This is a genomic window from Paenibacillus sp. Y916, assembly GCF_056786435.1.
Genome location: NZ_JBXCJA010000002.1, coordinates 541069 through 563386, shown reverse-complemented (window position 1 = coordinate 563386; position 22318 = coordinate 541069). Strand labels below are relative to the sequence as shown.

Annotated in this window: 25 protein-coding genes, 3 pseudogenes and 2 riboswitches; of the genes and pseudogenes, 27 read left to right on the top strand and 1 reads right to left on the bottom strand. The window is 41.5% G+C overall.

Features of this window, described 5'->3' with window-relative positions; genetic code table 11:
• Positions 1-98: 98 nt before the first annotated feature.
• The 23 genes and pseudogenes from yicI to AC1TO9_RS06780 all read left to right on the top strand — a co-directional run bounded on the left by yicI (position 99) and on the right by AC1TO9_RS06780 (position 19133).
• Positions 99-2426 carry an alpha-xylosidase gene (gene yicI, locus AC1TO9_RS06890; RefSeq protein ID WP_482054107.1) on the top strand — a complete coding sequence of 776 codons (2328 nt, stop codon included), beginning with the start codon at positions 99-101 and terminating at the stop codon, positions 2424-2426.
• 152 nt (positions 2427-2578) lie between these two features.
• Complete coding sequence (locus AC1TO9_RS06885) at positions 2579-3394, top strand: phosphotransferase family protein (RefSeq protein WP_482058701.1); 816 nt, start codon at positions 2579-2581, stop codon at positions 3392-3394.
• Between the two features lie 57 nt (positions 3395-3451).
• On the top strand, positions 3452-3670 hold the full coding sequence (locus tag AC1TO9_RS06880; RefSeq protein WP_482058700.1) for a winged helix-turn-helix transcriptional regulator: 219 nt from the start codon (positions 3452-3454) through the stop codon (positions 3668-3670).
• Positions 3671-3727: 57 nt separating this feature from the next.
• Complete coding sequence (hxlA, locus tag AC1TO9_RS06875) at positions 3728-4360, top strand: 3-hexulose-6-phosphate synthase (protein WP_482054104.1); 633 nt, start codon at positions 3728-3730, stop codon at positions 4358-4360.
• Positions 4361-4368: 8 nt separating this feature from the next.
• On the top strand, positions 4369-4926 hold the full coding sequence (gene hxlB, locus AC1TO9_RS06870) for a 6-phospho-3-hexuloisomerase (RefSeq protein ID WP_482054103.1): 558 nt from the start codon (positions 4369-4371) through the stop codon (positions 4924-4926).
• 154 nt (positions 4927-5080) lie between these two features.
• The gene (gene bcbE / locus AC1TO9_RS06865) at positions 5081-6304 is read left to right on the top strand and encodes a bacillibactin exporter BcbE (protein WP_482054102.1); all 1224 of its coding nucleotides are present in this window, start codon (positions 5081-5083) and stop codon (positions 6302-6304) included.
• A gap of 59 nt (positions 6305-6363) precedes the next feature.
• A complete protein-coding gene (locus AC1TO9_RS06860) occupies positions 6364-6768 on the top strand; it encodes a nitrous oxide-stimulated promoter family protein (RefSeq protein ID WP_482054101.1) in 405 nt (134 codons plus the stop codon).
• A 562-nt stretch (positions 6769-7330) separates the two neighbouring features.
• Positions 7331-7430: riboswitch (glycine riboswitch) on the top strand.
• A gap of 152 nt (positions 7431-7582) precedes the next feature.
• Positions 7583-8932: an alanine/glycine:cation symporter family protein gene (locus AC1TO9_RS06855; RefSeq protein WP_482054100.1), complete on the top strand. Its 1350-nt coding sequence runs from the start codon at positions 7583-7585 to the stop codon at positions 8930-8932.
• A 115-nt stretch (positions 8933-9047) separates the two neighbouring features.
• On the top strand, positions 9048-9830 hold the full coding sequence (locus AC1TO9_RS06850; RefSeq protein WP_482054099.1) for an AAC(3) family N-acetyltransferase: 783 nt from the start codon (positions 9048-9050) through the stop codon (positions 9828-9830).
• 4 nt (positions 9831-9834) lie between these two features.
• A complete protein-coding gene (locus tag AC1TO9_RS06845) occupies positions 9835-10224 on the top strand; it encodes a ribosomal maturation YjgA family protein (RefSeq protein ID WP_482058699.1) in 390 nt (129 codons plus the stop codon).
• Positions 10221-10508, top strand: a complete 288-nt coding sequence (locus AC1TO9_RS06840; protein WP_482058698.1) for an immunity 53 family protein — start codon at positions 10221-10223, stop codon at positions 10506-10508. Before AC1TO9_RS06845 ends, AC1TO9_RS06840 begins: the two co-directional genes overlap by 4 nt.
• 120 nt (positions 10509-10628) lie before the next feature.
• A riboswitch (TPP riboswitch) is annotated at positions 10629-10732 on the top strand.
• A 148-nt stretch (positions 10733-10880) separates the two neighbouring features.
• Positions 10881-11507 (top strand): thiamine phosphate synthase, encoded by a 627-nt coding sequence (locus tag AC1TO9_RS06835; RefSeq protein ID WP_482058697.1) that lies wholly within the window; start codon positions 10881-10883, stop codon positions 11505-11507.
• Between the two features lie 16 nt (positions 11508-11523).
• Positions 11524-12669 carry a glycine oxidase ThiO gene (thiO, locus tag AC1TO9_RS06830; protein ID WP_482058696.1) on the top strand — a complete coding sequence of 382 codons (1146 nt, stop codon included), beginning with the start codon at positions 11524-11526 and terminating at the stop codon, positions 12667-12669.
• Entirely contained in the window at positions 12663-12869 is a 207-nt protein-coding gene (gene thiS / locus AC1TO9_RS06825) for a sulfur carrier protein ThiS (RefSeq protein WP_482058695.1), read from the top strand. Before thiO ends, thiS begins: the two co-directional genes overlap by 7 nt.
• 1 nt (position 12870) lies before the next feature.
• The gene (locus AC1TO9_RS06820) at positions 12871-13638 is read left to right on the top strand and encodes a thiazole synthase (RefSeq protein ID WP_482058694.1); all 768 of its coding nucleotides are present in this window, start codon (positions 12871-12873) and stop codon (positions 13636-13638) included.
• Positions 13635-14654 (top strand): thiazole biosynthesis adenylyltransferase ThiF, encoded by a 1020-nt coding sequence (locus AC1TO9_RS06815; protein WP_482058693.1) that lies wholly within the window; start codon positions 13635-13637, stop codon positions 14652-14654. Before AC1TO9_RS06820 ends, AC1TO9_RS06815 begins: the two co-directional genes overlap by 4 nt.
• A 214-nt stretch (positions 14655-14868) precedes the next feature.
• A complete protein-coding gene (locus tag AC1TO9_RS06810; protein WP_482054091.1) occupies positions 14869-15360 on the top strand; it encodes a GNAT family N-acetyltransferase in 492 nt (163 codons plus the stop codon).
• Positions 15361-15377: 17 nt separating this feature from the next.
• A pseudogene (locus tag AC1TO9_RS06805) lies at positions 15378-15449 on the top strand (hypothetical protein); the annotation flags it as partial.
• 86 nt (positions 15450-15535) lie between these two features.
• A complete protein-coding gene (locus AC1TO9_RS06800; RefSeq protein ID WP_482058692.1) occupies positions 15536-16306 on the top strand; it encodes a class I SAM-dependent methyltransferase in 771 nt (256 codons plus the stop codon).
• A 26-nt stretch (positions 16307-16332) separates the two neighbouring features.
• Positions 16333-17097: an HAD-IIB family hydrolase gene (locus AC1TO9_RS06795; RefSeq protein ID WP_482054089.1), complete on the top strand. Its 765-nt coding sequence runs from the start codon at positions 16333-16335 to the stop codon at positions 17095-17097.
• Positions 17094-17828 (top strand): nucleotidyltransferase family protein, encoded by a 735-nt coding sequence (locus tag AC1TO9_RS06790; protein WP_482054088.1) that lies wholly within the window; start codon positions 17094-17096, stop codon positions 17826-17828. Before AC1TO9_RS06795 ends, AC1TO9_RS06790 begins: the two co-directional genes overlap by 4 nt.
• Position 17829: 1 nt before the next feature.
• Positions 17830-18510: an SOS response-associated peptidase gene (locus AC1TO9_RS06785; RefSeq protein ID WP_482058691.1), complete on the top strand. Its 681-nt coding sequence runs from the start codon at positions 17830-17832 to the stop codon at positions 18508-18510.
• 5 nt (positions 18511-18515) lie between these two features.
• Positions 18516-19133: an NUDIX hydrolase gene (locus AC1TO9_RS06780; protein ID WP_482054086.1), complete on the top strand. Its 618-nt coding sequence runs from the start codon at positions 18516-18518 to the stop codon at positions 19131-19133.
• A gap of 264 nt (positions 19134-19397) precedes the next feature.
• Here AC1TO9_RS06780 and AC1TO9_RS06775 read toward each other — a convergent pair.
• Positions 19398-19711: pseudogene (locus AC1TO9_RS06775) on the bottom strand (hypothetical protein); the annotation flags it as partial.
• Between the two features lie 162 nt (positions 19712-19873).
• Between AC1TO9_RS06775 and fur the strand changes: the two are divergent.
• The 4 genes and pseudogenes from fur to AC1TO9_RS06755 all read left to right on the top strand — a co-directional run bounded on the left by fur (position 19874) and on the right by AC1TO9_RS06755 (position 22126).
• Positions 19874-20344, top strand: a complete 471-nt coding sequence (gene fur / locus AC1TO9_RS06770; protein WP_482058834.1) for a ferric iron uptake transcriptional regulator — start codon at positions 19874-19876, stop codon at positions 20342-20344.
• Between the two features lie 87 nt (positions 20345-20431).
• Positions 20432-20626 (top strand): annotated as a pseudogene (locus AC1TO9_RS06765) (copper amine oxidase N-terminal domain-containing protein); the annotation flags it as partial.
• Positions 20627-20740: 114 nt separating this feature from the next.
• Complete coding sequence (locus AC1TO9_RS06760) at positions 20741-21139, top strand: hypothetical protein (RefSeq protein ID WP_482054085.1); 399 nt, start codon at positions 20741-20743, stop codon at positions 21137-21139.
• 105 nt (positions 21140-21244) lie between these two features.
• The gene (locus AC1TO9_RS06755; protein WP_482058690.1) at positions 21245-22126 is read left to right on the top strand and encodes an EamA family transporter; all 882 of its coding nucleotides are present in this window, start codon (positions 21245-21247) and stop codon (positions 22124-22126) included.
• Positions 22127-22318 lie beyond the last annotated feature (192 nt).

Below are 22318 nucleotides of genomic sequence, written 5' to 3'. Positions count from 1 at the left end.
TAAATATCAATATATTGATACATTTGGTCAAAATATCGTAAGAAAAGTCTCCTTTTAATCAATATAATTATAGTATAAACCAATAGGAGGTAAAAAACATGAAATTTACGGATGGATATTGGCAAATCCGAGAAGGTTATGAAATTCAGAATCCAGCGGATATTCGCGACATCACACAGAATGGTGATTCGATGACCGTCTATGCAGCAACAAAAGAGATTAAATCAAAAGGTGATACGCTTAATGGTACATTGTTGAAAGCTACTTATAGCTCTCCAATGCCTGATGTTATCCGCGTTCAGCTTAACCATCATAAAGGTAAAGTGAAAAAGGGTCCTGAGTTCGAATTATTCACTGAAAATACAGATGTACAAATCGCCATTGGCGAAGAAGTGGCTGAGCTTACGAGCGGAAGCCTTAGCGTCAAAGTGAACAGAAAAGAAGGTTGGAATGTCGATTTCAACTTTGCTGGTAAACGTGTGACTGGTAGCGGTTGGAGAGCACCAGCCTACATCCAAGCTACTACTGCTGACAAGAGCACTTATTACCGTGAGCAGCTTGATCTTGGCGTTGGGGAATATATCTATGGTCTTGGCGAACGCTTCACTCCGTTCGTGAAGAATGGCCAAATTGTTGATATGTGGAATGAAGATGGCGGGACAAGCTCTGAGCAATCTTATAAGAATATTCCTTTCTATCTATCCAACAAGGGCTATGGCGTATTCGTTAATCATCCAGAGAAAGTATCTTACGAGATTGCCTCCGAGAACGTATCAAGAGTACAGTTCAGCGTCGAAGGGGAATCACTTGAATACTTCATCATTGGTGGTGGCACTCCGAAAGAAGTGTTGAATAACTACACGAAATTAACAGGTAAGCCTGCACTTCCTCCAGCATGGACATTTGGTCTATGGCTTACAACTTCATTCACGACAGATTACGATGAAGACACTGTAAATCATTTCATCGATGGTATGGCAGATCGCGATATTCCGCTCTCCGTATTCCACTTCGACTGTTTCTGGATGAAAGAATACCAATGGTGTGACTTCGAATGGGATAAAGATATGTTCCCAGATCCAGAAGGCATGCTAAGACGTCTGAAAGCTAAAGGTCTTAAAATATGTGCATGGATTAACCCGTATATTGCGGAAAAATCCCACTTGTTCGATGAAGGTATGGAGCAAGGATATTTGGTTAAGACAGCTGACGGAAGCGTATGGCAATGGGACAAATGGCAAGCAGGTATGGCGCTTGTTGACTTCACCAATCCAGCTGCGGTTCAATGGTACAAAGATAAGTTGAAGACGCTAATTGGTCAGGGCGTAGATAGCTTCAAAACAGACTTCGGTGAAAGAATTCCAACAGATGTAGTCTACTATGATGGATCTGATCCAGTCAAAATGCATAACTACTATACTTTCTTATACAACAAAGCTGTATTTGAAGTATTGGAAGAAAACTTGGGTAAAGGTGAAGCTGCTCTATTCGCACGTTCTGCAACGGTTGGCGGACAACAGTTCCCTGTACACTGGGGTGGAGATTGTTCGGCTAGTTATGAATCGATGGCAGAAACCGTTCGTGGTGGATTGTCATTAGGTCTATCTGGATTCGGATTCTGGAGTCATGATATTAGTGGTTTCGAAATGACAGCTGCACCAGACGTATACAAACGTTGGGTACAATTCGGTCTGTTGTCTTCGCATAGCCGTCTACATGGAAGTACTTCATACCGAGTGCCTTGGTTGTTCGGTGACGAAGCGGTTGATGTCGTTCGTGAGTTCACGAAGCTGAAATGCAGAATCATGCCGTATCTATTTAACTCAGCAGTAGAATCTACTGTGATGGGTATACCGATGATGAGAGCGATGGTGCTTGAATATCCTGAAGATCCTACTTGTGCTACGTTGGATACGCAATATATGTTCGGTGATTCCATCTTGGTTGCTCCAATCTTCAATAAAGAAGGCGATGTAACGTATTACCTTCCAGAAGGTAATTGGACGAACTATCTGACAGGTGATGTACTTGAAGGTGGACGTTGGTATAGCGAGAATCATGACTTCATGACGCTTCCAATGATGATTAAATCCAACAGTATCATTGCAGTGGGTCAACAAGATAACAAGACGGATTATGATTTCGCTGATGGTGTTAGTCTACATGTGTTCCAATTGGCTGATGGTGCAACAGCGCAAGCTGAGGTTGTTAACCTACAAGCTGAGAAGGAACTTGATGTTACAGCTACACGTACTGGCTCTGTAATCGAAGTTACAACAAGCGGTGTTGGTAAAGCTTGGTCTGTTGTACTTAGAGGCATTAATGAAGTAGCTTCTGTCGATGGTGGTAAGTCAGAATCCGGTGCAGACGGTGTCGTAATTACACCAGCAGCGGGTGCAACTTCTGTGAAGATTACATTGGTATAAGTTAAGATAACTTCTTCATGTATGAGAAGAAATTTGAAACATGAATAAAGATGTTTGGTAATTCATAAAAACCGAGTCATGAAGACGTGCAGCTGTGCGCGTCTGATATGGCTCGGTTTATTTTATATAAGGGTTGTGGCAATGATATGGAAATGTCTAAGTTATTTAAGAATGTGTCAGATGAACAAATCCGTTCTTTTGAAAAAAATATGATGGCAGTTGAACCATATACTTATGGGTTGATGGCTAAAGAGGGAATTCCCTGTACACATGTTATTCGTTATGATGGTTCTGGATCGATTATCGATCGACAGTATATGTTAATTACATTTATAGAAAGTATTCAATTAAACGATCTTTCGATTACAGAAGAGGAGTATGATACATTACAAGAAGAACTTGGGGGATTAACTCGCCAAATGCATGATATAACAGCTGATTATTTTGGATTTCCACAGCCAGATGGAACAGTGAAAGGGTCGACATCTTGGAGTGATGTATTGATCCTGTTCTCTTCGGAAGTTGCTGGCTTGTGTAGAGAGCATTGTTTGCTTGAAACGACTATGATCGATGAATTCCAATACTATTTTGTAACGCACAGCGCGTTATTTGATGAAGTAACTGTACCTTCATTAGTCCATAATGATCTATGGGATCCTAATGTACTCGTTCAAAGAGGGCATGACGATGTTCTACGTATTGCAGCTATAATCGATGCAGATCGGGCGATGTTTGCTGATCGTGAGTTTGATTTTGTATTATATAACAATGAACCTAGGTTTATAAAAGGATACGGGATCGAACTTGACATGAATGAGAAGGCGGTTGCCCGTAGAAAAGCATATGATGTGTTATGGACCTTTACGAATCTGTATATTCATGAGGTACAAATTGAATTACATGAATTAGCAGCTAAATTGAAAGAGGATGCAGTTAAATCTTTTCAATCACTAATCCGAGTCACGTAATGATTGTCTCACCTTCGTATAGGAAAGTAACCATATTACATTGAAGGGGGACTGAAATTGGGAGACCAGCATTTTAAAGAAACAGTTGAACTGACCTTGAAAGTCATCGGAGGAAAGTGGAAACCGGTTATACTATGTCATTTGACAGAGGGTACACATCGTTTCGGAGAATTGAAGCGAGAGATGCCCATTACGCAAAAGATGCATGAAATAGCTCTTCATAGTATCGAATTGGTAACTACGTTACATAAAGGTGCGTACTTTTCATTTGGATAAGGTGTGTCTAGATTAGGGTATAGTAAGTCTAGTACATTTTAGAGGAGATTATTATATATGAAATTACAATTAGCGTTAGACCTTGTCGATATTCCAGGAGCAATTGAAGTTGTGAAGCAAGTTGAATCTTTTGTTGATATTGTTGAAATTGGTACACCGATCGTTATTAACGAAGGTCTACACGCGGTAAAAGCGTTAAAGGAAGCTTTTCCTAATCTGACTATACTCGCAGACTTGAAAATTATGGATGCAGGTGGATACGAAGTTATGAAAGCAGTTGAAGCCGGTGCAGACATCGTCACTATCCTTGGTGTAGCGGAGGATGCAAGTATTAAGGGTGCGGTTGAAGAAGCCAAAAAACATAGTAAGCAGATATTGGTTGATATGATTGCCGTGAAAAATCTTGCTGTGCGCGCAGCAGAGGTTGATGCCTTAGGCGTGGATTACATTTGCGTTCACACGGGCTATGATCTTCAAGCAGAAGGACAAAACTCCTTCGAAGATCTTCGCACGATCAAAGCGGTAGTCAAAAATGCAAAAATAGCAGTTGCTGGCGGTATTAAACTGAGCACTTTACCAGAAGTTATTGCGGTGCAGCCGGATTTAGTTATCGTAGGCGGAGGTATTACAGGACAAGAGGATATGGTAGCAGCTGCTTCTGAGATGAAGCAACTGATCACGCAAGGGTAATCGAAATCATGGAAACGAAGTCATACGTTGCTGCGATATTGAGGGAGTTGGACAACGCTTCTAGTCAGCTCGCGGATGAACAGCTAGATCTACTTGTTGAGCGAATAAGTGAGGCGGGAAGAGTGTTCGTAGCTGGTGCTGGCCGCTCTGGACTGATGATGCGCGCCTTTGCAATGCGGCTGATGCACCTCGGATTGGATGTATACGTTGTAGGCGAGACGGTAACGAGAAGTCTTGCTCAGGGAGATCTGCTTATAATTGGGTCGGGTTCGGGAGAGACGAAGTCGATTGTGCCGATGGCTGAAAAGGCACGAAGCTTGGGGGCAATTGTAGCCGCTTTGACGCTGTCACAAGCGTCTACAATTGGTGAGCTAGCACATATTATGGTTCTGCTTCCTGGCGCACCTAAGGATCACCTGGAGAATGAATCAAGCACAATTCAACCGATGGGTTCGCTCTTTGAGCAAATGCTATTACTTGTATGTGATGCCGTTATTTTGCGACTGATGGAGAAGCAGTCATTGAGCGGTAAGGCGATGTACGGTAATCATGCAAACTTAGAATAAGGTTAGGCGGTCCTACGGGACCGTCTATTCTATCTATATTAGTATGCCGTATGCTCGACAGGCTAAATAAAATGTATTAAATGGTATGTGAATATGAATGGATGAATTAAACCACAATAGATATGTCTACAGAACCTCAAAGGTGGTTAATTCAATGGATAATAAGAAATGGGACTTAGTAGCACTCGCTTCCATTCCACTCATCATGACGCTGGGTAACTCCATGCTGATTCCTATTTTGCCGCAAATTTCGCGTGAACTTCACGTAAGTTCTTTTAAAGTAAGTATGTTGATTACGGTGTATGCGATTGTTGCAATCCTGTTTATTCCCATTGCAGGTTATCTTTCAGATCGGTTCGGTAGAAAGAAAATCATTATTCCAAGTTTAATTATAGCAGCTGTAGGGGGGGCGGTCTCTGCGGTAGCCTCCTGGTTATTAAAGGATATGTCTGCATACTGGATCATTCTAGCAGGTAGGCTTCTACAGGGGATTGGTGCGGCCGGCGCTTTTCCTATCGTTATTCCTTTGGTTGGAGATATGTTCGAGAAAGAAGAAGACGTCAGTCACGGTCTTGGGATTATCGAGACGGCCAACACATTCGGAAAGGTTATTAGTCCAATTCTTGGGGCTGCCCTCGGGATGGTTCTATGGTATTTACCCTTTATTAGTATACCCGTGCTCTGTCTCATTTCTCTGCTGCTCGTTATATTTCTAGTTCAATCTCCACATAAGGGTGAGTCTAGCGTTTCTTTGAAGAAATTTTTGATGGGAACAAAGGACATATTGAAGGAAAAGGGCCGTTGGGTTTATGCGATCTTTGCTGTGGGTTGTATATGTATGTTCATTCTATTTGGAGTACTGTTCTATTTGTCGGAGACGTTGGAGTCGAAATATAAACTAGAAGGCGTTATTAAAGGGTTGGTGCTAGCGATCCCATTGGCGTTGCTTTGTCTGTGCTCATACATTAGTGGGAAGGTGATTGGCCAGAATAAGATGCTGATGAAATGGACCGGATTTGCAGGAATGGCTTTATTAACAGTTTGCCTAGTTATTATAGGTTTTAGTAGCCAAATTATTTTTGTGATTAGTTTATTTTCACTTTGCGGTGCAGGAATTGGGCTCGCACTTCCTTGTATGGATGCGTTAATTACGGAGGGGATTGAGAAAGAACAGCGAGGAACCATTACCTCTTTATATAGCAGTATGAGATTTATCGGGGTATCACTCGGACCACCTATTATATCCTTGTTACATAATATAGATCACTGGATTCTCTTCGATATAATGGCGATAGTCGCGGCAGTTGGCGGATTGCTGACCCTATTTGCGGTTAAGCCATCGGAGAACAAGAATGAGGATCTTAGAGGTGAGATATAGTTAATATTAGAACAGTCCGGTTGGAATTATAATGATATGGTTACTTGAAAGTGAGGTGCGTGACCATATCGGAAGAAATCAGTACGAAGCGGCGGGCTAAACCATTAGAAAATAGGGGTCCACGCATTGTTAGGGAGAAAGATATCGTAGCTATTATGATTCATAAATATTGTAAGGGGCATGGACATATTCGAAATGAGAACACGGAGAATGGTTCAGACGAAATGTGTACTGACTGCAAGGATCTAGTTCGCTATGCTCATGCTCGTCTTGCACTGTGCCGTTTCGGTGAGGATAAGACGACTTGCGGACGTTGCCCTGTTCACTGCTACAAGGCAGATCGACGTGTCCAGATTAAGGCTGTTATGAAGTATGCAGGACCACGCATGTTATGGAGCCATCCGTTAGAATCACTTCGCCATGCATTGGATGGATGGTCTGGACGGAGAAATAAACGTGTATAAATGGATGGATCATTTTAGAATGATCAACGAAGTTAAAGAGCCCTCAAGGTCAATGATCTTGAGGGCTCTTTGACTTTCAATGAAGAATAACTCAACTTTTGCAGCTTAAATTCGGCAGGTAAACCTTGATGTCCTTGAACAAACTGGTGATTTATTGCTGGAATTGTTTTTGGATGGTCGCAGCGTGGTGTTTGTATGAAAAACTATATAAAGTGCTGTCAATTGGCAGTAGTAGGATGGGTCTTATACGAAAAAACGTACAAAATGCACTCAATTGGCGCAGCAAGTTTAGGTTCTATACGGAAACCCGTACAAATCACCCAGGCACATCAAATAGTTAAGCCGAGTTTTCTCTGCGAAAGTTGAGTTAATAGCAAATAGAGTGCCGTTGAATGATTATTAAGCTACTTCACAGATTGTCCACTTGTGAAGTAGCTTGATAACTATGTATAATAGTGAAAATTCATATTGCTGGATGATGTTTGCGGGAGATGGAATGCAAGTTCCGACCGAAGGGGCAAAGCTCTCAGGTGCTTAGGTTAGTAGAAGCGGGACCGTGAACGGACAGAACTCTGGAGAGACCCTATATTTTACGGGCGCCGAAGGTGCAAGGCAGATGAAGATCTGCTTAAACTCTCAGGCAAAAGGACAGAGACAGGATTAAAATATGGTAGATATCACCTATGATTTGTGATTATTTTCACTAATTGATGGAATATTTGTGTTACCTTATATCCTGTGCCTCTCTCTAAGAGTCTAAATCAATTGATTTGGCTCTTTTTGTTATTTATTATTATTTGGGGGAGTGGTTTAGATGTTAGAATTATTAGAGAAAATTAGCAACGTGGTATGGGGAGCACCCTTACTTATTCTAGTCATGGGAACAGGGATTTGGCTGAGTATTCGATTGAATTTACTTCAGGTACTACGTCTACCGATGGCGCTCAAGTTGATTGGTAAAGCACCCAATGAGGGTGATGGTGATGTTAGCAGCTTTGGGGCATTAAGCACAGCGCTGGCCGCAACGGTAGGTACAGGTAATATTGTTGGTGTAGCCACAGCTATTAAGATGGGTGGTCCGGGAGCATTATTCTGGATGATGGTTGCAGCCTTTCTAGGAATGGCAACGAAATATGCAGAAGGATTGTTGGCTGTTAAGTATCGCACGATTGATAAGAATGGAAATTATTCGGGTGGACCGATGTATTATATTGAGAAAGGTCTCGGACCTCGCTTTAAACCGCTAGCAATCATGTTCGCTGCAAGTGGTATATTAGTAGCATTATTCGGTATAGGAACGTTTCCGCAGGTGAATGCGATTGTATCCTCAACAGAAGCGAGCTTTGGAGTTCCCATCGTAGTAACGGCTGTTATTCTAGCGGTGCTGACAGGAATTGTGACCATTGGAGGGATCAAGAGTATTGCTCAAGTGTCCACGAAGGTGGTTCCATTCATGTCCGTTTTGTATATTCTTGCTGCTCTAGGGGTTCTAATCACCTTCGCTGAGGAACTTCCACACGCGATCGCTCTAGTGTTCACATCTGCATTTTCAACGACTGCGGCAACAGGTGGTTTCGTCGGGGCGACGATTATGCTTGCGATGCGCAGTGGTGTTGCAAGAGGGATCTTCTCCAATGAGTCTGGCTTAGGAAGCGCACCAATCGCTGCAGCTGCAGCCAAAACGAAATGGGCAGCTGAGCAGGGATTGATTTCGATGACAGGTACCTTTATAGATACAATTATTATTTGTAATCTGACCGGACTGACTTTATTGGTAACAGGAGTATGGAATGGAAATAGCGAAGGTGCGCTTATGACGCAGGCAGCATTCGCCAGCGCTTTCCCTGCATTTGGAGCAGATTTACTGACCATCTGTTTGGTATTGTTCGCATTTACGACTATTCTAGGATGGAATTACTATGGGGAACGATGTGTTGAATATTTAATAGGGGTAAAGGGGATTAAACCATATCGTATCTTGTTCATAGCATTAGTAGCTGGTGGAGCATTTATCAAATTGGATGCGATTTGGCTGTTAGCTGATATTGTCAATGCGTTGATGGCATTCCCTAACTTGATTGCACTACTAGGTCTATCAGGTGTTGTAGTATCTGAGACACGAATATATATGGAGGCAATGGGTAAGGGGAAGCAGAAGGAATGATCCCGAGCTTGTCGAATGATATGGAGTGGACTCCCTACCTAATTAGAGATGGGATATAATAGAGTTGTGTAAGTCCATCATATAACATCAACGACATAAAGGAGATTACTTAATTATGCATACACACGCTAGTCTTTTGGAACAAATGAATCAAATGGAGATTAACCAAGAAGGTGTCGTACTTGTACACTCCTCCATGAAAAGTTTAGGTGAGGTAGAAGGAGGGGCTGATACGGTCCTCAACGTGTTGTCAGAATTCATGGAAGACGGACTGCTAGCTCTACCTACTCATACATGGGCTAATATAAATGCGAACAATCCTAAATATTATGTGGAAGAATCACCTTCTTGTATCGGTATTCTTCCTGAAATATTCCGTAAGCGACCGGGTGTCATACGCTCTTGGCATCCTACGCATTCCGTGGCGGCCTTGGGTGAGGGAGCGGAATCATTCACTACGGGTGATGAAGTGTTCGATACACCATGTGCCAGAGGTTCAGCATGGGGCAAATTATTGGATCGCCAGGCGACCATTCTACTCGTAGGGGTGGACTTGCGCAGAAATACGTTCATGCATGGGATTGAGGAATGGGTTGATATTCCAGGCAGAATGACCGATGATCCTGAACCGTTGCAAACCGTCTTAGCTGATGGAACCGTGATTGAAGTGCCATCCCGTAGGCATTGTGGACAGTCATGGTCAGAGTATTTCTGGAAGGTTGAGGACGTGATGGTGAAGCATGGTGCGATGTATTTCGGACAATTGGGTGATGCGGTTGTACGTGTATGTGACACGGTCAAGATGACTGAGGTTCTTACAGAAATGCTGCGTGAGTATCCCGATTTATTCTCGGACAATGAACCATTAAATGAGCATATGCAGCAGTTATTTGGATAAGTTAGTGAAGAATAGAGTAGTATACATATTTCTATTCTTTATAGTAATGACTTTAGGAATTTGTTCGAGGACCTTTTCAGATGTATTACCCTTATTTGTATCACGACATTTCGGAGATGCTTTGTGGGCAAGTATGGTTTACTTCGGTTGTCGGATATTGTTCTTACAGCAAAGATTACTTGTGTCTGTTTGTTTAAGTTTAATCTTTAGCTTTAGTATTGAATTCAGTCAGTTATATCAAGCGGATTGGATTATTGGAATACGATCAACACTATTGGGAGCATTAATATTAGGAAAAGGTTTCTTAGTCATTGATTTAATCCGATATGTGGCTGGGATCGCTTGTTCTTGTATTATGGATTATTACTTGTTTAACCGAGGAGGAAGAAGATGAGCAACCTGAAATGGTTAGAAGGTTGGTATGAGAATCATTGTGATGATGAGTGGGAGCAGACCCATATTTTGAAGATTGAATCGATAGACACTCCCGGATGGAGATTAACGGTACCTTTACTTGAGACTGAATTAGAGGGAAAAACGTTAGACGAAATTATTATTGATCGAGATGATCATGATTGGGTGAGATGTTGGATCAAAGATGGATATTTCGAAGGTGCAGGTGGATTGAGAAATTTAGAAGAGATGATACAGATCTTTAAGGAATGGGCGGAAAGCTAGCAGAGAGATACCATAAAAATATCTTAATGGGGAGTTCGTGGGGTTCTCAATTTCAAAGAATCTAAAAAAAGAGATTCTAAAGTTCCAATAATTGTGTTAGTATGTATCCAATTGAATACGTTAGATCACTAGGGGTGCTATTTGGCTGAGACGGAATGTGTGATTCCAAACCCTTTGAACCTGATCTGGATTATACCAGCGTAGGGAAGTGAGCTTGAGCTTTGGTTAAGATATTTTTGTATGCGTATATGCGTATATACGTCTGCATTCTTTTGACTATAGTTATAGGCCACCTTCTATTGCAGAGGGTGGCCTTTTCGCTGTTCCATCTTATCTGAGATTCGTCATACGAGAAAATAGGGAGGGAGTGCGATGTCAGCACGAGAATTACATGTGATCTCGAATGGTCAGTCTGAGTTAGAACACTTTGCAAGGATTGCGGCACTTATTCATCCTTTTGTAACGGCATTTCATATAAGGGAGAAATCAAGTCATGCAGCTGAACTTTGGGCAGGGGTATTGGCTTTAAGAGCAGGTGGAGTACCCCTTAGTAAAGTGATCATAAACGACCGAGTTGATGTGGCTTATGCCGCTGGAACTGGGGGAGTCCAGTTAAGCTACCGTAGCCTAGAAGTGCAGGCAGTGAGGAAAGCTTTCTCTGAATTGCGAATAGGACGTTCTGTTCACGATGTTCAAGAGGCAGTGGAGATGAGTGAGCAAGGATCTGATTATCTAGTGTTTGGGCATATCTTCCCAACAGCTTCTAAGCCCGGACAGCAAGCTAGAGGAACGAAGAAGTTAAAGGAAGTGGTGAAAAGTGTTCCTATTCCAGTTATTGCGATCGGAGGTATTAAGCCCGATCATGTGCAGCAGATTGTCGCAACTGGAGCAGCAGGTATTGCAATATTATCAGGGATTACTGCAGCAGATGATCCGTTAAGTGCAGTACACAATTATCGAGAGGCATTGGATATGAAAGGTTATGCTAAAAAAAAGTAGGAGGTTATTGACTAGAATGAAACAATTGGATGTCATTATTATCGGTGGCGGTGTTATTGGGAGTTCAATTGCCTATTATATGTCTGCGCGGGGAATGAAAGTTATCTTATTAGAGCGAGATCGCTTGGGTAGCCAAGCTTCGAGTGCGGCAGCGGGTATGCTTGCTGTACAGGCAGAGATCACTGAAGCAGGCCCGATGTTCGAGATGGCGCGTGCCAGTCGGACGTTATTTCCACAGCTAGCGAAGGATTTAAAGGACTTGACTGGAATAGATATCGGCTTGAAACGCAAAGGGATGTTTCGGCTAGCTGCAACTAAGGATGATATGCAAGAAGTTCAGCGTATTCTAGCTTTTCAAAAGCAAGTGGGAGAACAAGCGGAGTGGTTATCTCAAGAGCTGGTAGGACAACGTGAGCCCAAAATATCCGCAGATATAGAGGGAGCAATGTTCGCAGAAGAAGATAGTCATGTTGATGCACCTGAATTATGTCTTGCATTGGCGAAGGCAGCGGTAGTACTTGGAGCAGAAATAAAGGAATTTACTGAGGTTAAATCACTTCTCTGTGATCAAGAGCGTATTACTGGGGTAGTTACAAGCGAAGGAGAGCTTCACGCTAATCAAGTTGTGATATCTGCTGGGACTTGGAGTGATTCTCTGCTTAAGCAAGCTGGATTAACTTGTGAGATGTATCCAGTCAAAGGAGAGTGTTTCTCTGTGCTTAGTCATTCTCCGTTATTGAAATCTACCGTGTTTAGTGATGGTTGTTATCTCGTCCCGAAGAAAGGAGGACGACTCGTAGTTGGAGCTACGATGGTGGAACATAGTTATGATCGCAGGGCTACAATTGGAGGGATTTCTAAACTATTAGATGCTGCAAAACGGATCTTACCAGGTATCGTGGAGGCGGAGTGGGAACAGGCTTGGAGTGGTCTCCGTCCGCAGACATTAGATGGGTTACCTTATTTGGGTGAGCATCCGACTTTGAAAGGGTTATATGTAGCAACGGGTCATTATCGTAAAGGAATTCTACTTGGGCCAATTACGGGTACCATTGTGGCAGATTGGGCAGAAGGAAAGAAGGAAAAGAACTTGTCTATAGAATCGTTTCGTGTCGATCGGCATCAGAATGTTAAGCGGGAACAGGTCGTGACTATATGCTAAAGTTACAAATTAATGGTGAACAGGTCGAAGTCGCTAATACATGTACGACAGTTACAGCATTATTGTCGCATTTTGAATTAGAATCTAAGGTTGTTATTGTGGAGTGGAATCAGCAGATCTTAGAGAAATCAGATCATGAGACGACATGCTTGGCAGATGGAGATCGAATTGAGATTGTACATTTCGTAGGAGGTGGCTAATTTGTTGAAGATAGGAACACATGAATTTAGTTCAAGATTGCTATTAGGAACAGGGAAATTCCCAAGCTTTGAGGTCCAAAAAGAAGCCGTTGATGTATCTGAGGCACAAATTTTGACGTTTGCGGTTAGACGTATGAATATATTTGAGGCGAGTCAGCCTAATTTTTTGGAAATGTTAGATATTAATAGGTATACACTACTCCCGAATACAGCAGGTGCTTCAACAGCTGAGGAAGCCGTTCGCATCGCGAAATTAGCGAGAGCATCTGGGCTGTGCGACATGATTAAAGTCGAAGTGATTGGTGATTGGAAGACGCTGTTGCCAGATCCACTGGAGACGTTAAAAGCTTCGGAAATGCTTCTAGAGGAAGGATTTATCGTTCTACCCTATACATCAGATGATGTGTTATTAGCGAAAAGACTACAAGAATTAGGTGTTCATGCCATCATGCCAGGTGCATCCCCGATAGGTTCGGGTCAGGGTATTATTAATCCTTTGAATCTTAGCTTCATTATTGAGCAAGCAACGGTGCCGATCATTGTAGATGCGGGTATTGGTAGTCCTGCTGATGCGGCATTTGCTATGGAGCTTGGAGCCGATGCGGTATTACTGAATACGGCTGTTTCAGGAGCGCAGCATCCTGTGAAGATGGCTCTAGCAATGAAACTCGCGATTGAAGCGGGTAGATTAGGATTTGAAGCGGGTCGAATTCCGAAGAAGCGATATGCATCTGCTAGTAGTCCGATGGAAGGATGGAGTAGCACTTGAATGAACGATATTCACGACAGAAGCTATTTGCACCGATAGGAGAATCGGGACAGCATAAGCTGGGTACGAAGCATGTCCTGATTATCGGTGCAGGGGCATTAGGTACAGGAAATGCAGAGGCACTTGTAAGAGCAGGTGTAGGCAAGCTAACGATTGTTGATCGAGATTACGTGGAATGGAGTAACCTGCAACGCCAACAACTATACTGTGAAGCGGATGCGGAGCAACGCATACCCAAAGCTATTGCAGCGAGGCAAAGGTTGATGGAGATTAATTCGATGGTGGAAGTGAATGCACATGTAATGGACGTTACGACAAGTGAGATACAATATATGGTCTTGGGTGTCGATCTGATCATTGACGCGACAGATAACTTTGATACTCGGTTGCTAATGAACGATGTTTCTCAAAAGGTTCGTGTACCTTGGATTTATGGAGCATGTGTCGGTAGCTATGGGATCACATATACCATTATTCCTGGAGAGACTCCTTGCCTGAACTGCTTACTCGAAACCGTACCGTTAGCTGGAGCTACCTGTGACACGGTGGGTATTATTAGTCCAGCTGTACAAATGGTTATCGCTTATCAGTCAGCAGAAGCTTTGAAGTTATTGGTAGGGGATGTATCTTCATTACGTAATAAACTTACTTCTTTCGATCTATGGAGTAATCAGCACTCTTCCATAAATGTACATAGCATGAAGAGGCTGTCATGTCTTTCCTGCGGAGAAAAGCCGACCTATCCCTATCTTTCTGAGTCAAATCATACGAGAACAGCCGTCTTATGTGGAAGAGATACGGTTCAGATTCGACCACCCGTACCGATAAGACGAGATTTAGTGAAACTCGTTGCAGTTTTCGCTCAACAAGGATATCGAGTAGAGTATAACCCATACCTGGTTTCGTTATATACAGGTAATCATAGGTTGGCTATTTTTCAAGATGGAAGAGTGTTGGTACACGGAACGAATGATATTGCTGAAGCTAAGAGCTTGTATCATCGATATTTAGGTTGATCTTATGGCATGCTCAAAATAGGGGAGAAGCCCAGTGACGAGAGTCATCCTGGACTTCTCTTCTCCTTCTTTTGAAAAATGCTTACCTTATCTTTGATCAGTAGGAAATCAACTAGCTTGATATACAACTTAACCTATATAATGGAATACATAATGTATTATATTTCAATTTTAATGATTATAGAGACTTTTTATAAACGGAGGTGTTGTGTCCATGATTCGGTTATGTAACGAACAAGATGTGAAATCTATATATGACATCATAAATGATGCCGCTCAAGCATATAAAGGGATCATCCCAGAAGATAGATACCATGAACCTTATATGTCTCTTGAAGAGTTAAATGAAGAAATGAATAATGGTGTGCTTTTCTGGGGGTATGTAGTGGATAACAAGGTTGTTGGCGTGATGGGATTGCAAGAAAAAGGTGATGTTTCCCTTATACGCCATGCTTATGTGAGGACCAATCAACGTAATCTCGGTTTGGGTGGTAAGTTATTAGTTTATTTGGTTTCTTTAACAAAGAAGCCTTTACTCATTGGCACCTGGGAGTCAGCATTCTGGGCAATTGGATTCTATGAGAAATATGGGTTCCAGGTCGTATCTAATGAATCTAAAGAGGAGTTATTACGTAAATACTGGAATGTCCCGGATAAACAAATCCAAACATCGGTCGTTTTAACGAATGAAATCAGGTACCTGTAAATGAGTACTTCTTCTTAGGAGATAATCCTAACGATAGTTTCGACTCTCATACATGGGATTGTCCTTTTGTTTATTACTATAAACTATAAGTGCTATTTGTTTTATATATTTCAACAATAACCATTTTTATGTAATAATACCTTCAACAACATTATTGTCATGAAGGAGGATGTACATGATGGGATCAATACATGAATGGAAACCGGAATTATATGATGATAAATTAGGGTTTGTTTCACAGTACGGAAAAGGAATATTGGAGATATTAAATGTTCAGAAAGGTGAAAGAATTCTAGATCTGGGGTGCGGAACAGGTGATTTAAGTTTTGGAATTGCACAATTAGGGGCTTCAGTCACAGGCATGGATTTATCCGAAGAAATGATGGACAGAGCGAGAAGAAAGTACCCTGACATCAAATTTATTAGCGGAAATGCTGAGAATTTTTCATTGGATCAACAAGTAAATGCTGTATTCTCGAATGCTGCTTTACATTGGATCAAGAATGCAGAGAACGTTATATCATGTGTCTGGAATGCTTTAGAAGAGGGTGGCCGTTTTGTTGCAGAATTTGGTGGGAAGGGTAATATAGAGATTATAGTAAAGTCTATTACTGATGTACTAGCACAAGATTATGGTGTGGATGCGAACGAGCTTAACCCTTGGTCTTTTCCGAGTATAGGAGAATATAGCCATTTGTTAGAACAACAGGGCTTCCGAGTAACCTACGCGGTTCACTTTGACCGTCCTACACAACTGGAAGATGGAGAGAATGGGCTAGCACATTGGTTAAATGGACTTGCAGCCGATGTGTTTTTTAAAGGTTTCACGGAGTCAGACAAGAAACGTGTTTTCGAAAGAATAGCCGATATCGCTAGAAAGTCATTATTTGACGGTGAATCTTGGGTTGCTGACTATAAGAGAATAAGAGTCGTGGCTATAAAATAAGAAGGAGTACTACGGGAGATGAAAATTTGAAATTTGTATTTGATTTGGATGGAACGATTTGTTTCAAAGGGCAGCCGATATCAGAAGGGATAGTACAGCGTTTAGAACAATTAATAGAAGAAGGTCATGAAGTGATCTTCGCTTCAGCTCGGCCCATTCGCGATATGCTTCCAGTTGTTGATAAAAGGTTTCATAATCATATCTTAATAGGTGGGAATGGTTCACTTGTTTCAAAAGAAGGAAAAGTGATCCACGTAAACTCATTTATGGTGGAACAAGTAGGGCAGATCAAGGAGCTTATTCGAGATCATGAGGCTACCTATTTAATCGATGGTGACTGGGATTACGCATATACTGGAGCAATGGATCATCCTATTTTAAATAATGTAGATTCCATGAAACTGGCTAAGAGGGTTTCTGTCGAATCTCTTGAAAGAATCGTTAAAATACTTATATTATCGGCGACCAATATGGAGAAATTATCGGAAAAGTTAGCGGAGCTTGATGTGGTTGTGCATAAACATAAAGACGAGAATGTGCTCGATATTAGTCCTAGAAACATTCATAAGTGGAGTGCTTTGCAAGCCATCGGAGTTGAAGAGAAACAATTTATAGCTTTTGGGAATGATGCCAATGATATTAGTATGTTTAAAGCTGCGCTGCATTCCGTTAGAATTGGTCATCATCCTGAACTAGGCGAGTATGCCACGGAAAGTATATCGCTGGGAACTGATGTGGAGAGAAGTATTATTGATACAATAGGAGAGCTATCTGAGAGGAGATTAATATGATCGCACTAGTCCTAGCTGCTGGGTATGCAACGAGATTGTATCCACTCACATTAAATCAGCCTAAATCGTTGTTGCCCATTGGCAATCGGAGTATCTTGGACTATATGATAGATGAATTAGAACAACTTGAAGAGATATCACAAATCTATATCGTGAGTAACGATAAATTTTACCAAGCGTTCGTAGATTGGGCTGACTCAAGGACGACGAATACAAGGCTTCATATCATTAACGATGGCACAACAACAGTGGAGAATAAATTAGGGGCAATTGGAGATATTCACTATGTGATTGAGAAAGAGCAAATCCAAGATGATCTCATGGTGCTAGCGGGTGATAATATTTTCACATTCGATCTTCGAGATTATATTCAATTCTTTTATAAGGAATATAGGGACAGTATTCTAGTGCAGAAATTGGATGAATTAGAAGACCTGCAAAGAGTTGGTGTTGTGGAGTTAGATAACGAACAGAGAGTATTATCTTTTGAAGAGAAGCCTGTTCATCCGAAAACGAATATAGGTGTGTTTGCTATTTATATTTATAGAAAAGATACGTTACCGTTATTCGATCAGTATTTAAGTGAAGGACATAATCCAGACGCTCCTAGCTATTTCCCGGAATGGTTACATTCTCGCAAAGAGATCAGGGCATACGATGCCGATGGGGATAGCTATGATATAGGGACTCATGAAGCATATCAGGAGGTTCAGACACTATGGAGGTGTTGACATGTGTGGACGATATACAATAACCGTCTCTATGGAAGAGTTGTTAGTCAGATACTTAACGAATGATTCGACCATGATCCACTACGCCCCGAAATATAATGCAGCCCCCATGCAACTCATCCCAGCTGTCATACATAATGGTTCAGGGAATAGATTAGGAGAACTCCGCTGGGGTCTTGTCCCGTCCTGGGCGAAGGATCAGAAGTTGGGCAGTAAAATGATCAATGCAAGAGCAGAAACGTTGTTGGAGAAAGCCTCGTTCAAACGTCTTGTTAGTACTAGACGATGTATTATCCCGGCAGATGGGTTTTACGAATGGAAGAAGCAAGGCAGTAGCAAACAACCGATGAGAATCGTCATGCGTGATGGAGATGTTTTCTCAATGGCAGGATTATATGATATTTGGATAGATCCCGACGGTAAGAAAGTAAGTACCTGTACGATCATCACGACAACACCTAATAGCCTCATCGCAGACATACATGATCGCATGCCAGTTATTGTGCGGCGCGAAGACGAGGCGGAATGGTTGAGTCGGGATAATCGTGATGAATCGTCACTAATGACGTTACTTCGTCCATATGAGGCCGATAAGATGCATGCCTATCCTGTGTCATCTACTGTAGGAAGTGTGAAGAATGACTCAAAGGAATTAATTGAAGAAATAGAGGTGGGTGGGTGATTGATATGAATCTGAAATGGCTTGAATGGGCGAAGCAAATCCAGGCAATTAGTCAGAATGGGCTTGCATATTCCAAGGATGTTTATGATCTGGAGCGTTTCGGACAATTAAGGGATCTTAGTATTACGATATTGAATGAATATACAGATGTGGAGATTGATAAGATCAGAACACTGTTTGCGAGTGAGAAGGGATATGCAACACCTAAAGTGGATGTGCGAGGAGTTGTTTTTCAGAATGATGAAATCTTACTTGTAAAAGAGCGGCTTGATGGGGCGTGGGCATTACCCGGGGGATGGGCAGATATAGGACTCTCACCACGTGAGGTCGTTATTAAAGAGATAAAAGAAGAATCGGGGTATGATGTTAGAACCATTCGATTACTAGGAATTTTGGACACGAAATTTCATGATCATCCACCGTCTGCGCTACATGTTTATAAAGTATATATTTTGTGTGAGATTACCGGTGGAGATGCCTCTGGCGGAGTAGAAACTTCTGAAGTGAATTTCTTTAAGGAGAATGAATTACCAGTCCTATCGGAAGAAAGAGTTACCGAGAAGCAAATAAAAGAATTGTTTAAATTTCTGAGAGATCTCAATAAAGAGATTTTGTTAGATTAGGATGTGACAAGACTTGAAAAAGCTGCTCCTATTCATAAGCTTATGTGTTATCACATTGACGACGTATATTGTAGTAAAGTATCGCTATACCCCCTCGAAATAGAACAAAAGAAGGGGATAGGTATGAAGTTTATGTTCCGCCTTTAACAGCGGATGTAGCCCATATCTATCCCTTCCTACCCACCACATGAACTCTTTCGCCAAGGGAAGCTTAGCTGTCCCTACTTAGATAAACAGATTAATACCGGATTGGTCTGCCTTTCCTCAATAATAACCAACTCCACCGATCTGAACGTGATCGATTAATTCTTCTCGTGTGATACCCATGCCCATCATATCATTTTGGACATCGATAATTTACGACTTCCGCGGGGTAACATGGCTCCGAGCATCCGTCCTATGAAGGTTTTGTCGACCCCGTTGAATACGACCGCTTGTGCCCCGAGAACCGTCCCTTCATCGTTGAACAGAAGTTTGATCGTCATCGGTGTAGCTCTAGGCTAGTAAGTAGCATGAGAACTTGGGTGAACATATATTACATAGTAAGGAATATTTAAACGTTGCAATGTCTTCTCATTTCTCCTCCCCCAAAAAGTGCTTATTATGCTTTATAGTGCAAGATGCAACCATGATCTTGATATACAACCAGATTCATGTTATTATCATATAATAATAATTATAAATAAAATTTATGACAAATATAATATTAGAAAAGATTGAGGAGGTGTCGTTAGTCTATGATTAAAGAGCGCATCGAGGATATCAGAAAGCAATTGACTGCTAAAGGATTTAAGCTCACAACGCAACGGGAAGCAACGGTAAAAGTGTTGTTAGAGAATGAGGAGAATCATTTAACGACGGAAGAAATTTATATGATTGTTAAAGGTATAATTCCGGAAGTGGGTATTGCTACAGTATATCGAACCTTGGAGTTGTTGAAAGAACTTCGTGTAGTTGAGAAAGTTAATTTTGGTGATGGCATTGCACGTTTTGACTTACGTAGTAAAGATCAAGCTCATTTCCATCATCATATTATTTGTACGGAATGTGGAGATGTGCAAGAAATTAAGGAAGATTGGTTGTTACCGTTAGAAATACGCGTCCAACGCGAGTTTGGCTTCACAGTTACCGATCACCGTCTTGATTTTCAAGGAGTATGTCATTCCTGTAAAGCCAATCGTACCAGTGGGACATGCAAATCGGTTTCTTGAATAACCTCTCTATAAGAGGACAATGAGCCCAGAATATATTCTGTGGCTTTTTTTGTACGTGCTATCATAGATAGACTGACCTAATATATTGAAATAGGGTATTATATTAGTAAAGGAGAGCATAAAGTACAACTTACTGTCGGGAGTAAGCAAGCTGTCGTCAATGACAAAGAAGCTGCACTGAAGGAAGTATCAGAAATTAGAGAAGGAAGAGTATTCATACCTCTTCGTTTCGCTGTTAAAAGCTTAGGCGCTAGAATTAAATGGGATGCAACTACACGCACAGCTGCTATTGAGTCAACCTTTTCATCAGCCAAAGCCAAATCGGTCATTGCGGATATAGCGGAGAAGGTGATTCAAGCATTAAAGAATAAAGATTTGATATCACTGTCGAATATGAGCAATCAGAACAAGGGTATTCGGTTCTCTCCCTATGGCTATGTCAAATTGGACGAAGATCGAGTGTTAACTCATGAGGGGATCGCCAAAGGATTTGACGACAATAAGAAGTATATTTGGGGATTGGAAGATGGGACTGGAACTCCAATTTCGAGGACTTTTGACTCTTACTATAATCGATTTGTGTACAGTAGTGATTTTGCTAAAGCGCCGCAGATCAGTTACAATCAGACGCTTGGTACTGGCAATACATTGAATAATGTCCGTGCTATCTATCCTAACGCCATCGTTGTTTTGAATATTACTACGATGGATTTGACCCGCAGTATGAAGGGATGGACTGGCAGAGCTTACGTCTTGTATTTGAGAGCGAAGCTGATAGAAGGGTCTTGGTAGGGATTATCCATGATGAATGGACGATATAAGCAAACAATTAACATTCTTATATTATAAAAACTAAAGTTGTGGATCGAACAACAAGTTGAAGGAGCATAATTTATCATGTGGCTGTTACTCGCGGCCCTTTCAGCCCTTTGTTTCGGGCTAAGGGGTATTTTCTATCATTGGTCTTCACAGCAAGGAATAGATCGGAATTTGATGCTGTTCGGCGTGTTTTTCACAGGCGCTGTAGCAAGTGTGTCTGCTAGTTTTATGTTTGGTCAGGATTGGACAGCTAGTGCGTTAACGGGTTTATTTATGGGGACGTTCTCATTTGTTGCTAACGCATGTATGTATCAGGGATTCGCTGTAGGGAAATCATCACTCATTGCGATTTTGACAGGACTACCGCCGGTCGTTGTTGTAGTTCTAGCATATATATTATGGGGAGAAACATTAACATTAGGGCAACTATTTGCTTTTGTTCTCATCGTTGTTGGTATTTTGACAGTGCGTTATTCAAATGACCTGCGGATAGGTAATCTTCAAGGAGCTCAGTGGGGACTGTTGGCTATGCTGTTCTTTGGAATGAATGATATGGCAGGTAAATATTCTACTAAATTGGAAGCGGATCTGTTTCCAACGTTATCTTATATGTTTACGATTGGTTCATTCTTTTTTGCAGTATGGTGGCTTGTTGACAAGAATAAGAAGAGTAAGAATGCTATAACAACTGAAGTTGTTCAAGTGAAGTCAAGCCGCTGGTCTGAAAAGCGAACGTTCTTATGGGGAATGTTGATTGGTCTGACCAATTTTTTTGGAATGATATTAATCATTAGTGCATTTAAGTATGGTGTTACTAGTCTTGTCTCAGCTGTTGTGGCGATTAACGTACTTATGATTCTTTTATATACCCGGGTATTTGTGAAAGTCAAATTTAGTAGACTAGAAGTCACAGGTATGGTGATAGCATTAGTCGGGATATTGGCACTTCGATTGTTATAATTCTGTATTTTGAATAACCCGAAAGATGGACACATTGACATCAAAGTGAACATCTTACGGGTTATTTGTTGTCGGATCCTTCATTTAATATGAATAATAAATAGAGGATATTTATATAATTCTAACGAATTATTATTATGTAATGTTAGTGTGAAAGTGACTAATTCAAAAGAGTGAGTCATATAATATGAT

Coding starts and splice junctions, on each gene's coding strand:
- yicI (WP_482054107.1), top strand. CDS start 99: ATGAAATTTACGGATGGATATTGGCAAATCCGAGAAGGTTATGAAATT.
- AC1TO9_RS06885 (WP_482058701.1), top strand. CDS start 2,579: ATGTCTAAGTTATTTAAGAATGTGTCAGATGAACAAATCCGTTCTTTT.
- hxlA (WP_482054104.1), top strand. CDS start 3,728: ATGAAATTACAATTAGCGTTAGACCTTGTCGATATTCCAGGAGCAATT.
- hxlB (WP_482054103.1), top strand. CDS start 4,369: ATGGAAACGAAGTCATACGTTGCTGCGATATTGAGGGAGTTGGACAAC.
- bcbE (WP_482054102.1), top strand. CDS start 5,081: ATGGATAATAAGAAATGGGACTTAGTAGCACTCGCTTCCATTCCACTC.
- AC1TO9_RS06855 (WP_482054100.1), top strand. CDS start 7,583: ATGTTAGAATTATTAGAGAAAATTAGCAACGTGGTATGGGGAGCACCC.
- AC1TO9_RS06850 (WP_482054099.1), top strand. CDS start 9,048: ATGCATACACACGCTAGTCTTTTGGAACAAATGAATCAAATGGAGATT.
- AC1TO9_RS06840 (WP_482058698.1), top strand. CDS start 10,221: ATGAGCAACCTGAAATGGTTAGAAGGTTGGTATGAGAATCATTGTGAT.
- AC1TO9_RS06835 (WP_482058697.1), top strand. CDS start 10,881: ATGTCAGCACGAGAATTACATGTGATCTCGAATGGTCAGTCTGAGTTA.
- thiO (WP_482058696.1), top strand. CDS start 11,524: ATGAAACAATTGGATGTCATTATTATCGGTGGCGGTGTTATTGGGAGT.
- thiS (WP_482058695.1), top strand. CDS start 12,663: ATGCTAAAGTTACAAATTAATGGTGAACAGGTCGAAGTCGCTAATACA.
- AC1TO9_RS06810 (WP_482054091.1), top strand. CDS start 14,869: ATGATTCGGTTATGTAACGAACAAGATGTGAAATCTATATATGACATC.
- AC1TO9_RS06800 (WP_482058692.1), top strand. CDS start 15,536: ATGATGGGATCAATACATGAATGGAAACCGGAATTATATGATGATAAA.
- AC1TO9_RS06790 (WP_482054088.1), top strand. CDS start 17,094: ATGATCGCACTAGTCCTAGCTGCTGGGTATGCAACGAGATTGTATCCA.
- AC1TO9_RS06785 (WP_482058691.1), top strand. CDS start 17,830: ATGTGTGGACGATATACAATAACCGTCTCTATGGAAGAGTTGTTAGTC.
- AC1TO9_RS06780 (WP_482054086.1), top strand. CDS start 18,516: ATGAATCTGAAATGGCTTGAATGGGCGAAGCAAATCCAGGCAATTAGT.
- AC1TO9_RS06760 (WP_482054085.1), top strand. CDS start 20,741: ATGAGCAATCAGAACAAGGGTATTCGGTTCTCTCCCTATGGCTATGTC.
- AC1TO9_RS06755 (WP_482058690.1), top strand. CDS start 21,245: ATGTGGCTGTTACTCGCGGCCCTTTCAGCCCTTTGTTTCGGGCTAAGG.